Source organism: Mucilaginibacter sp., assembly GCF_025362475.1.
Taxonomy (GTDB): domain Bacteria; phylum Bacteroidota; class Bacteroidia; order Sphingobacteriales; family Sphingobacteriaceae; genus Mucilaginibacter.
The window spans coordinates 1-12,585 of the sequence record NZ_JANYGH010000078.1; the positions used below are offsets into that span (position 1 = coordinate 1).

Consider the following 12,585-nt stretch of genomic DNA (forward strand, 5'->3'; position numbering starts at 1 on the left):
ACCAATTTGGCCCTCTGCGCGTCATTGCGAGGCACGAAGCAATCTCCACGATGGCAGGGCGAATATGCAGGCTTAGCTTTTCTGTCTGCTCTGTATAGTAGGGAGATTGCTTCGTGCCTCGCAATGACGGGGTTACAAAAAAACACTTTTTGTCATACTGAACGTAGTGAAGGATCTGTTGTTCGCCATGCTTTTTTGTCCGGGACAGTCTGCGAATAGATTCTTCGTTCCTAAGTATAACAAAATTTTAAACGTCATTTTTTTCAGTGTCCCCCGATAGTAAAACTCGTGACGGTTTTGTATAAATCAGTAATTAAATAAAATCTCCACTTATTAAAATTATTTAAAAAGTTGTATATATTTACGTGTCCAATAAAATTAAACACTAAAATTATATGCGTAAAATTTTTACTACGATGCTTATCGCGGCATTTTTTATGAGTTCTGCTTTTAAAACTACGGATGCTATAAAATTTAATGCTGCCGATTTGCGCATTAGCTGGGAGGTAATGGATAATAACTACCAGGGTAAAAATGAAGCGTTGACCGCGCTGGTAATTACCAATAGCGGTAGAGAAGTATTGCCGGCAGGTGGATGGAAGTTCTACTTCAACTCGGGACGTGGCTTTACCGAGAATGCGGTAAGTGGCAACGCCAAAATAAACCAGGTAAACGGCGATCTGTACAGTATTACCCCAACAACAAGTTTTAAAGAACTGAAACCGGGTGAATCTGCCCGCGTCGAATATGTAAATGACGATCCGGTAGTAAACGTTACCGATGCCCCTGAAGGTATTTACCTGGTTTGGGATGCCCAGCCCGAAAAGGGCTATAGCATTGGTTCGTTTGATATCAAACCCTATAAGCCTACCTACGCGGGTTTAATTACTCCCGAAATTGTTTACGACAGGAATAAAACGGTAACAGATATTCCGGCAGATCAGTTGCCTAAAATTTTGCCTACGCCGGTAAGTTATAAGGAAACGGGGAGCGCTTTTACATTAACAGCTAATATTCATGTTTCATCGGTTGATAAGAGGTTCGATAAAGAATTAGCGATATTAAACAATGACATGAAGGCCTTATTCGGCAAAAGGGCGACCAATAAGTATGCTGATAATGTTATTTCGCTTGAATATAAAGAGGGCTTAAATGCAGAAGGGTATGAGCTAAGCGTTAAGACATCTGCAATAACTATCCGTGCAACTACTGCAGCTGGTATGTTTTATGGCATACAATCGTTTAAAACGCTGATACCGGTAACAGCATTAGCTAAACCAACGTCATCTATACAAATTTCTTGTGTTGAAGTTACCGATGCTCCCCGTTTCCCGCACCGTGCGGTGATGTTGGATGTAGCCCGTAATTTTCAACCCCAAAAGCAGGTGATCAAATTGCTGGAGGCTATGAGTCTTTATAAACTGAACGTTTTACACCTGCACCTAACCGATGATGAAGGCTGGAGAATAGAGATTCCATCGTTACCGGAGCTTACTTCTGTTGGTTCAAAACGTGGGCATACGTTGGATAGTAAAAACCATTTACCGGCATCGCATGGTTCGGGGCCGGATGTAAACAATCCTTATGGTACAGGTTTTTATACTAAGGCGGAGTACATCGAAATTTTGAAATACGCTACAGATCGTCATATCACGGTAATCCCCGAAATAGAAACTCCCGGCCATGCCCGTGCTTCTATCAAAGCGATGGATGCCCGGTATGATCGCCTGATGGCCGAAGGTAAAAAGGAGGAAGCCACCAAATATCTACTCCGCGATCTTGATGATAAATCCGAGTATCGGTCTGTACAGTACTGGAACGATAACGTGATCAATGTATCGGTGCCATCAACCTATACTTTTGTGGAAAGGGTTGTTGATGACCTGATCAGCATTTATAAAGAAGCAGGCGCACCACTGCCAAACATTCATTTTGGGGGCGATGAAGTACCACCGCATGTATGGGAAAAATCTCCGGCTTATATCGCTTTAAAGGCCACCCACCCGGAGATTCAAAACACCGGCGACCTGTGGTATTATTTTTACGGCCGCGTTAACCAGATATTGAAAGCTAAAGGCATTCACTTATCCGGCTGGGAAGAAATGGCCCTGCGCAAAACCAGGCTTGATGGCAACGATACTTATGTGCCTAACCCCGATTTTACAGGCGAACACCTGCAGGCAGATGTATGGAACAATGTTTTGGGTGGCGGCCAGGAAGATCTGGCTTACAAGCTGGCCAATGGCGGTTATAAGGTAGTGCTTACCTGTGTTACCAATTTGTACTTTGATATGGCCAACTACAAATCATTTGATGAGCCGGGCTATTATTGGGGCGCCTTTTTAGGGATAGATAAATTTTACTCCTTTATTCCTTATGATTATTTTAAAAATGCGGATGTAGATAAAAACGGCGCACCAATAAACAGGAGCATATTTTTAGGCAAACAACGTCTTACTGATTATGGCAAAAGCAATATAATAGGCTTACAGGGAGCGCTATGGGCCGAAACAGTAAAAGGCACCGAGCGTATGGATTATATGATTTTCCCGCGCCTGTTTGGCCTGGCCGAACGTGCATGGGCGCAAGACCCTGCCTGGGCTACAGAGAAAGATGCTATAAAAGCACAGCAGGAATACCAGCAATCATGGTCGGTATTTTTGAATGTGCTGGGTAAAAGAGAAATGCCACGTTTGAGCTATTACAATGGCGGTTACAACTACCGTGTGCCAAAACCGGGTATCAGCCTGCAGGATGGTAAATATTCAAGCAACATAGAGTTCCCTGGTTTAACTATACGCTATACTACCAACGGGAAAGATCCGGATGCAGGCAGCAAAGTTTATACCGGCCCCGTTGATTATAAAAGCGGTGTGATTAAGTTCCGCGCTTTTGATCCAAAGGGCAGGGGAGGTAATGTAGCTACCGGTGGTGAGGATGCAGAAGGAAAGAAACAGGGATCTACTTTGTAAGTAGAGAAGAACGTTAAAAACACCCGTTATTGCGAGGAACGAAGCAATCCCAGCTATGCAGAGCCGCTCTGTACTTGGGGAATTGCTTCGTTCCTACCTATGAGGTTTTGGATTTTGGGGCGTGTGGGCCTGTCAGTCTGAGCCTGTCGAAGACTCGCGCGGAGAGGCCTTTGCCCACTATCCTTCGACAGGCTCAGGATGACAGCCATTTTTTTTACGTCATTTTCTCCTTCAAAGGCCAAAACGGATAGTAAAACTTGCAATGACGTTTTAAGAGTGTTAGTTGACTAATGATTTAGGCCGTAGGATATCTTCTCCTTAAAAGAGCGTAGAACTTTTCGGCAGTTGCGGCTTTGCTATCCCAGTTGTTTTTGGCAACATAATTTGTTTTCAAAAAGCGTTCGGCTTCTTCAAAAGTGTTAAAACGGTTCACTATTTCAATGGCTTCGCTATAGGCCAGGCTGTAGCCGTTAAACAGATCTTTAATATAAAGCAGTTTATCATTCAGGTTAATGGCCGATTTAAGATCATTAACAGGCAATGCGTTTACCTGTGCCGACAAGCCATTTTCCCTTTCGGCCTTTTGGGCCGACATTTTTTGATTGAAGGTAAGTACCTGGTCGCCTTCTGTTTTTGCCGGCTCAGGCTTAGTCACCATTGGTTTAAATAGTTCTGGCTGGGCTACTGGTGTTGGTTTCTCTGCTACAGGCGGTTGTACGGCTACAGGCAGTTCAATTATTGCTACTGGTTCGGCTATCTTTTCTTTCTCTTCGGTTATTATTGGTTCATCCAATACCAACTCGTTGTTGAGAATTATGGGTTCACTATTTTCAAAAGTATATGAATCAGCTGTGCTTTCTAATCCGGAATCAATTACCACTGGTGCGGGTTCCTCTTTAATCGGGGCAGGCTCAGCTATTTCGGGTTTAACAGGATTATAAGCTGCTGGAGCTGGAATAACTGCCTCATTGCTCAGTTCGAGTTTAGCTTCAACAACTGGTTTTTGTTGTACTACCGGCTCAAAAAAGCGGCGTTCATATATCGGCTCTTGTTTTGGTAAGGGAGTGGTTGCCGGTTTTGGAGTTTCTATAACCGGCTCTGGCTTTGCAACAACTTCGGGCGCATCAGCAGGTTGTACTTTGCGCTCGTGAATTTTACGCAATATTTCGGCGTGGTCTTTTAAAAAATGTGCGTTGGCTACAAAAAGCTCCAGTTCAAGTTCATTCAGATCGCTGCTGTCAGCTTTAAGGTAATCATATTGGTCATTAAGCTCTTGTAAAATGCCGCCGATCTTTTTAAATACATCCATTTGCTTCATGGCTTCAATGTTAGGAAAATGCTTACCAAAAATAGGATAAAATTCTGATATTTGGGCCCCACAATAGTTAAGTATGGTATATCACGAGGATGTTTTTAGGCGTAAGAGTGAATTTGGCGGCAGTATTGAACTGGTCTGCGGATCAATGTTTTCGGGCAAAACCGAGGAGTTGATCAGGAGGCTTAATCGTGCGCGCATTGCCAAATTAAAGATAGAGATCTTCAGCCCTAAATCTGATACCCGTTATGGCGAGGACGCCATCATTTCACATAACGCCAATAAGTTTTCTTCAACTCCTGTTGATAGTGCTTCTGCTATATTGCTGCTGGCTAATGATGCTCATGTAATTGGTATTGATGAGGCGCAGTTTTTTGATGATCAACTACCCGAGGTTTGTACCATACTGGCCAACAGGGGTGTGCGGGTTATTGTGGCTGGGCTTGATATGGACTTTAAGGGCCGCCCATTTGGCCCGATGCCGGCAATTATGGCAATTGCCGAATCTGTTACCAAGCTGCACGCCGTATGTGTTCAATGCGGTAATCCGGCTTTATACTCTTATCGCCTGGTGCCCGATGAATCTAAAATATTATTGGGCGAAAAGGAAAGTTACGAACCACGTTGCCGTATTTGCTATAACAGCTAACAATTTAATTTTTCTGTAATATTTTCTTCATAAAGCGTACCTGCTAAAACAAAAGGTGAGCCTTTATTTGTTATGCTTGTGATTGGATATGATAACCAGTTGTGAATTATAGGTAAATTTTATAATTTTCAATTAAAATTTATTATATTCGATCCTAACTATGAGGACTTTATGGCGAAGAAAATTTTAGTGATCGAAGATGATAAAGACATTCGCGACACCATTGTTTATGTTCTGGAAGAGGAAAAATACGAAGTTATAGCTTCTGATAATGCCCGTATACTAAAAAGGCTGGTGGAGATAGATCCCGACCTGATTTTGCTGGATAACTGGCTTACCGATTGGAAGAGTGATGCCAATGGACAGCAATTGAGTAAAGGCTTAAAAAGCGATCCGGCTACAAGCGGTATCCCGGTGATCATCGTTTCGGCGGTTAATAATATTGAAGAAGTTTCAAAGGCTGGCGAGGCCGATGGCTTTTTAAAGAAACCTTTTGATCTTACCGAACTGTTACATATAGTAAAAAAGCACGTTAAATAACAGGCTTAGCCTGAAATGAAAATGGCCTCCTGGTATTATCGGGAGGCCATTTTTCGTTAAATCTTAATTCCGAAACCAATGTTAAAAGTCCGGCCGTCCGCAGGCAAAATACCGGGACCAGGGTACATATTAATGCGGCGGGTAAAGTATTGGGCATTCAGCAGGTTATTCACGTTGGCACTAATGTGGTAGTTTTTAAGGAAGCTATAATTAAAAGCCCAGTCAACCACATGGTAGGCAGGTACAACGCCGGTTGCCCCTGTTGGGTTAAATACGGTGTTATTGGCATCGCTAAAGCTTTTGCTGGTATAGCTCAATTGCAGGGTGCTGCTAAAGGCTCCGCTTAAAAATGTTAAACCAGTACGGTTTATCCATTCGGGTACATTCTCCAGGTGATTGTTCGCCAGGCTTATATTTTTACCCGATGCGTTAATGGATCCGCTGGTGTAGCGGCCATGGGTATATGCCAATGAATTGAACAAACGGATATCACTACCGGCATGTTTGTTAAATGATCTTAGTAATGATACCTCGGTATAGGCTTCAATGCCTTTGGCCACGCCGTTGCCTATATTAGTTAAAAATAAATGGTTTACATTTTGCGCGTCGGTTTGGGTTAATGTACCTGCACGGTTGCCGTAGTAAACGTAAAAGCCGTTAACATCATAATTAAAAATGGTGCCGATATGCCCGCGATAACCCATGTCGATATCATAACCACGACTATCCTTAATATTAGGATCAATAATTGTCAGCTGATCGGCAGGGGTAACAGCGGCGTACAGGTAAGGGCGGTAAGCCTGCGAAATGTTGCTATATAGCTGGCTGCCATTGCTAAACTGGTATTGTAGCCCTGTCCCAAACAACGGGAAATTCCTGTTGCCTTTATACCCAATAGGGAAGGTGGCATTATTAATAACACCCGATGTGGTGCTTTTGATCACTTCGTATCTCACACCTGGAGTTATGGTAAACTTCGGCGTTAACTGGAAAATATTTTCGGCAAAGGTGGCATAATTAAGCGAATGCAATCTCAGGTCGATACCATAAGGTTTAACCAAGGTCAAATCGAAATCGGATGCGATGGTACCTGTTCCTTTTTGCTTGCGCTTTGTAGTTTCCTCAAAAAACCTTACCCCGGTGGTAAATGTAATGTTCAGGTTGCCCAGTTTGTAGGTATGCAGTAAGCGGGCTTCGGTAGTAAAGCCGGCATAGTAATCCCTGTCAACTTGGCGCGGATTAAAGGTTTTTAAGCTGGCATTAACCGTATCCTTAATGTTGGGTGTGTTGATGAACTGCACGCTGTTACGCTGCCCAAACAATACATGCGATGTAACCTCCAGTTTTGTATTACTGCTGAACGCGTAGTTAAATAAGAGGGCGGGAATATTAATCTCCGGGTTAAAGAAATTCCTGGCCCGGAACGACTGCCGGTTATCAGCCTCAAACTGCGCGTCTGTTAATCCTCCCGCAATCTGCTGCACATAATCCGACCGGGAAAACTGCAGGGCTATACTGCCTTTGCTGCTAAACTGGTATTTGATATTGGCATAATAAGCATGATAATTAAAGGCAGCGTTTGGTCGCCAGCCATCGCCTCTGCGGGTGGAGTAAAATGCGTAATAGGTCACCTTACCTACCTTGCCACCAATAGCATTATACGAATTGAAGAAGTTGTTTGAGCCTGCGGTTTGTTCGCTTTCAATACCGAAAACCTTAGTGCTGTCGCCTTCTTTTATTTTGTAGTTAACCATGCCGCCAAACTGCGGCCCAAATTGCAAAGCAGCCGAGCCGCGCACAAACTGAATTTCGCTGATGGCCTGGAACGGTACATTGTAATGATTTTCGGGATAACCAAACGCGTCCGAATTGGTATTATACCCATTTTGGCGCATGTTCATTTCAATTGACCTGTGCGGATCGGTACCGCGTGTGCCAATATTTAGCTGCAGACCGGCTCCATCCATTTCCCAGGAGTTAACACCCGGAACTTTGGCAAAGACCATCCGTGCTGTATTGTTGGCCAGGTTTACCTTCCCCGCATCAGGGTATATTAAATGTGTGTTTTTACCGGCGAAAATATAGGTACCAACGATGTTGGGCAGATATTTAGAGCGACTTTCTTTAATAATTACACTATCGAGGTGTAAGGTATCTTTGACGCTCTTTTGTGCCAGCGCAGAACCAGACGCTGTAATGAACAGAACCGAAAAAAGTATTTTATAAAAATTAGTCATGAATAGTTTTATTTTGATAGATATGGCCGATAATTAGCTGTAAGGCAATAAATAGCCATGCATTACTACCGGCAATCTGTTGCTGTATATAATAAAAGAATGATAAGAGCTGCTTAGGCAATGTTTTCTGGCGGGCGGCCATCTATCAGAATCAGCGGTTGATTGATATCAATAAAAATAAAGGTGTTTAGTTTTTTGATTGCCGATACCCTGGATGTAAATATGTATGCTGTTATAGGATAGTTGTATTTATTATCCACTCCCGTTTTTTTTCCGGATGACTCATGCGCCTTTTTGCTTATCGGGATATCGTTGAGCTGTTTGGCGTATATCACATTATCGGTTAGCAATTTGGTGGTTTCGTAATTTGGAATGCACTGTACAAATACCGTATCGCGGGTTACCTTAAGTTTTACATAGTTATAGGCTATGCCGGCAAACTGTACCTGGCCAGATACACACACAAATGATTTCCAATCGCGTATTTGGGGCATGTGTTGAGGTATCTTTATTTCGATAAGGTTGGTAGGATCGTATTTTCCCTTGCTGATCTGTTCGGCCGCGAATTTATCAGATTGGTAAACCAGGTATTGGCTCAACACCATATATCCGCCTATATTGAAAAGGTGGGCTATAAGCAATATGGTGGCGAAGAACTTTTTCAAGAATGATTCTAAATAAGCACAATGCTAAGTATAATTTTTCTTGGTTTACTATTTTATTTAAAAATAGTGGGCGGGTGACGAGGGGTGACTGTACCGGCTGTAATTAATTTGGCAAGTTTGCGGGGCGATTTGCTAAGTTTAAACCACATACTTCCTTTATCTTCACCCTGCTTTACTTTCTCTTTACCCGCATCTTAAAGCTTGCTTCTTAAAATTGGATTATATACATTTGTAAATCTCTGATTTTCAAACTATAACCGCCAGGGCAAATACCAGGGAGATTTTATTTTGAGTATTCGGGTACTTAAATAAAAAATTCAGACTACTTTTATAGAACCAATTTTATAAACAGGTAATATATGATAATCAAAAACTTTTACTTTTTGCTGGTCGGCTTGCTGCTGATCAGTTTTACTGCATGCAAAAAAACATCTCCTTCTAAGGGCGGTTCCGGGAACGTTCCCGGAGATACGGTAGTGACTGGTGGAAAGGAATTACCCGCAGGCGCGGTAGATGGAGTTACCTATATAAACTCAGGTAAATCAGTCATTTTAAACTTATATGCTCCGTCAAAAACATCAGTAAGTGTAATAGGCGATTTTAATAGCTGGACCGCTGATGCCAAATACGCCATGAACCACACGCCGGATGGGAAGCGCTGGTGGATCCAGATAGATAACCTGGATGCGAGTACAGAATATGCTTACCAGTATTTAATTGATGGCAGCCTTAAAGTGGCCGATCCTTATACCGAAAAGGTGCTTGATCCGGACAATGATAAAAATATAACGACCGATACATATCCGGGTTTAAAGGCTTACCCAACCGGCAAAACAACCGGTAATGTAAGTGTTTTGCAGGCCAATCAACCTGCCTACAGTTGGAAAAACGCCACGTTCGCTCGCCCCGAGAAAAAGAAGCTGGTTATTTATGAGCTCCTTGTGCGCGATTTTACCGATAGTCACAACTATCAAACCCTGAAAGATACGCTTAACTATTTGGCTAATCTTGGTGTAAATGCAATTGAGCTTATGCCCATTAATGAGTTTGAGGGTAACCAGTCATGGGGATATAACCCATCATTTTACTTTGCGCCCGATAAATATTACGGTACTAAAAATGCTTTAAAGGCATTTATTGATGAGTGTCATTCGCGCGGTATCGCAGTTATCCAGGATATGGTTCTTAATCATTCATTCGGGCAATCGCCAATGGTGCAAATGTATTTTAACACAGCCGCGGGCAAACCTGCTGCCAATAATCCCTGGTATAATGTTGATCCTACACACCCTTATAATGTAGGGTACCAGTTTAACCATGAGAGTGCAGCTACCAAATATTTTGTAAAAAATGTATTGAAATTCTGGATGCAGGAATATAAAATTGATGGTTTTAGGTTTGATCTTTCCAAGGGCTTTACACAAGTTAATTATGGTACCGGCGATGCCGCTGTTGGTCCTTGGGGGCAATATGATGCCAGCCGTGTTGCTATCTGGAAAGAGTATAACAACTATATAAAAAGCATCGATAATAATAACTTCTATGTAATACTGGAGCACTTTGCCGCCAACCAGGAAGAGAAAGAACTGGCCGGAGAAGGCATGATGTTGTGGAATAATTTAAATTATAATGCCAATGAAGCTACCATGGGCTGGCTAACTAATTCAAATTTCCAGGGATTGTTTTATGATCAGCATACATTTACCCTGCCATACCAGTTGGTAGGCTATTTTGAAAGTCATGACGAGGAACGCCTGATGTTTAAGAACGAGACTTATGGAAACGTATCCGGCAGTTATAGTACAAAAGATATACCCACAGGCTTAAAACGCGAGGAGATGGCTGCCGCGTTCCTGCTATCGGTACCGGGGCCTAAAATGATATGGCAGTTTGGCGAGCTGGGTTATGATAAATCCGTTGATCTTTTTGGGCGCACCAATAATAAACCTATACTGTGGAATTACAATGCTGATCCGCAGCGCAGGCATTTATACAGCATATATTCGCAATTGATAAACCTGCATAAAAAGAACGCGGTGTTTGCCACTACAAATTATGTTTACAACCTTTCGGGAGGAATTAAAACAATCCAGTTGAAGGATGCCAGCGCCAATGTTGAAGTAGTAGGTAATTTTGATGTGGCATCGCAAACGGCCAATATCACCTTCCCAACCACTGGTACTTATACCGATGCCTTAACCGGTGCCAGCATAAATGTGGTTTCATTAACCTATTCCATAACACTTGCACCGGGCGAATACCATGTTTACAGCAGTACTACTTTGACTCGTTAGCAGCGGGGCTAACATGCTAATAATAAAGGCTCCGGGCGTATTGCGGAGCCTTTATTATTATTTAAATTTCAATTAAAAACTTAATTGCCTTATTTATAATAGATTGTTGATTAATTAACTGTACATTTGCTTAATTAAATAAAAATATAATGCAAGGAACAGTAAAATTTTTCAATGAAAGCAAAGGTTTCGGATTTATTACACCTACAAATGGTGGTGCCGAAGTTTTTGTACATGCCTCAGGCCTTATCGATACTATCCGTGAAAACGACAGTGTTACCTACGATGTAGAACAAGGTAAAAAAGGCTTAAACGCGGTAAATGTAAAAGTAGGTTAAGACTTAACTATTATATAAAGAATCGTACAAGCATCTGCTCCACAATGGGCAGATGCTTTTTTTTGTGGGTAAAATTTATTTAACCCGTTATTATTTCCACGCGTCGTTGGTTCGCTTCTACTATGACTTTTTTTGAAAAACTTTTGTCATCCTGAACGATAGTGAAGGATCTATTCGCAGACTTTACAGGGAGAAGAAGCATAGCGCATAATAGATACTTCACTATCGTTCAGGATGACAAACGCTTCAAAACATTATTTCCCTCTTTATCTCCTCTGGGATTTTATTCCTTGCAATGAAATCCCAGAGCACAAAAAAAACGCGTATGATTTTCACCATTCGCGTTTCAAATATGTGTTCGGATGCATCTGCATCCGGCTAATCTCTTAGTTCAAGTATGATTGTAAAAGATTTGATTTTGAGTTGTGACGTAAACGCATCAACGCTTTATCTTTTAACTGACGTACACGCTCGCGGGTAAGGTTAAATTTCTCACCTATTTCTTCTAAAGAATGAGCGGCATAACCACCTAAGCCAAAAAACAGGATGATAACCTCGCGGTCACGTTCGGCAAGGATACCTAATGAACGTTTGATCTCTTGTGATAATGAATCCATCATCAGTTCGGTATCAGTTGCGGCATCGGTGCTTTGCAAAACATCAAGCAAAGTATTTTCTTCACCTTGTATAAAAGGAGCGTCCATTGATACCTGTCTGCCAGCGTTGCTTAATGAATCGGCAATTTTATCAACAGATATTTCCAAATCATCCGCCAGCTCTTCTGGTGTTGGTTGTCTTTCAAATTCTTGCTCTAATTTAGATGCCGCTTTGTGAATTTTACTTAATGAACCAATCTGGTTCAAAGGTAAACGTACAATACGTGATTGCTCGGCAACGGCAGATAGTATAGATTGACGGATCCACCATACAGCGTACGAAATAAATTTAAAGCCTTTGGTTTCATCAAAACGTTTTGCAGCCTTAATCAAACCTAAGTTTCCTTCGTTTATAAGGTCACCTAAGGTAAGGCCCTGGTTTTGGTATTGCTTTGCAACCGAAACCACGAAACGCAGGTTGGTTTTTGTTAACCGTTCTAATGCAGCTTGATCACCCTCACGAATCTTCTGCGCCAGGATCACTTCTTCCTGTGCGGTTATTAAATCTACTTTACCTATCTCGTGAAGATATTTTTCAAGTGATTGAGATTCACGATTGGTAATGGATTGGGATATTTTGAGTTGTCTCATTTTTTTGAATAGATTTTTTTCAGCTAATTATTAGTCCGATAAGATTTTACACGGTTGGTTTAACCTGCAGTATAAATATATGATGAATTAAACGGTGCTCCTATGAATTTTTCTAAACCCGGAATATTTATAAAACGTGGGTTGGCTTTTGACATTATAGCATTAGGATGCGCGGTATTTACAATATTGAAATATAGTGCAGTGACCGGTAAAAGTTTAATCAAATGTGATATCTCTTAAATGGATGCACAAAGATACGCATTAAATTGCTATTATTGTGTCAAAAATACAAGTATTTGAATGCTAAAAATGAGGCATATATAAGGAT

At 41.7% G+C, this 12,585-nt stretch carries 9 protein-coding genes; 5 read left to right on the top strand and 4 right to left on the bottom strand.

The genetic code is table 11. From position 1 onward, the window contains the following. Positions 1-395: 395 nt before the first annotated feature. On the top strand, positions 396-2,972 hold the full coding sequence (locus Q0R88_RS26210; protein ID WP_295721608.1) for a family 20 glycosylhydrolase: 2,577 nt from the start codon (positions 396-398) through the stop codon (positions 2,970-2,972). Positions 2,973-3,267: 295 nt separating this feature from the next. Here Q0R88_RS26210 and Q0R88_RS26215 read toward each other — a convergent pair whose 3' ends face one another. Further along, a complete protein-coding gene (locus tag Q0R88_RS26215; RefSeq protein ID WP_295721610.1) occupies positions 3,268-4,290 on the bottom strand; it encodes a hypothetical protein in 1,023 nt (340 codons plus the stop codon). A 73-nt stretch (positions 4,291-4,363) separates the two neighbouring features. Between Q0R88_RS26215 and Q0R88_RS26220 the strand changes: the two genes are divergently transcribed. Then, on the top strand, positions 4,364-4,936 hold the full coding sequence (locus tag Q0R88_RS26220) for a thymidine kinase (protein WP_295721612.1): 573 nt from the start codon (positions 4,364-4,366) through the stop codon (positions 4,934-4,936). Positions 4,937-5,107: 171 nt separating this feature from the next. Next, positions 5,108-5,476, top strand: coding sequence for a response regulator (locus tag Q0R88_RS26225; protein ID WP_295721614.1), 369 nt, complete (start codon positions 5,108-5,110; stop codon positions 5,474-5,476). Between the two features lie 56 nt (positions 5,477-5,532). Here the strand turns inward: Q0R88_RS26225 and Q0R88_RS26230 are convergent, their stop codons facing one another. Both Q0R88_RS26230 and Q0R88_RS26235 read right to left on the bottom strand, forming a co-directional pair. Continuing rightward, positions 5,533-7,713 (bottom strand): TonB-dependent receptor, encoded by a 2,181-nt coding sequence (locus tag Q0R88_RS26230; RefSeq protein WP_295721616.1) that lies wholly within the window; start codon positions 7,711-7,713, stop codon positions 5,533-5,535. A gap of 113 nt (positions 7,714-7,826) precedes the next feature. Continuing rightward, positions 7,827-8,378: a hypothetical protein gene (locus Q0R88_RS26235; protein WP_295721619.1), complete on the bottom strand. Its 552-nt coding sequence runs from the start codon at positions 8,376-8,378 to the stop codon at positions 7,827-7,829. Between the two features lie 359 nt (positions 8,379-8,737). Between Q0R88_RS26235 and Q0R88_RS26240 the strand changes: the two genes are divergently transcribed. Further along, positions 8,738-10,672 carry an alpha-amylase family glycosyl hydrolase gene (locus tag Q0R88_RS26240; protein WP_295721621.1) on the top strand — a complete coding sequence of 645 codons (1,935 nt, stop codon included), beginning with the start codon at positions 8,738-8,740 and terminating at the stop codon, positions 10,670-10,672. Between the two features lie 146 nt (positions 10,673-10,818). Continuing rightward, on the top strand, positions 10,819-11,010 hold the full coding sequence (locus Q0R88_RS26245) for a cold shock domain-containing protein (RefSeq protein ID WP_091145844.1): 192 nt from the start codon (positions 10,819-10,821) through the stop codon (positions 11,008-11,010). A 386-nt stretch (positions 11,011-11,396) separates the two neighbouring features. Here Q0R88_RS26245 and Q0R88_RS26250 read toward each other — a convergent pair whose 3' ends face one another. Next, positions 11,397-12,257: an RNA polymerase sigma factor RpoD/SigA gene (locus Q0R88_RS26250; RefSeq protein ID WP_295721622.1), complete on the bottom strand. Its 861-nt coding sequence runs from the start codon at positions 12,255-12,257 to the stop codon at positions 11,397-11,399. Positions 12,258-12,585: the final 328 nt, after the last annotated feature.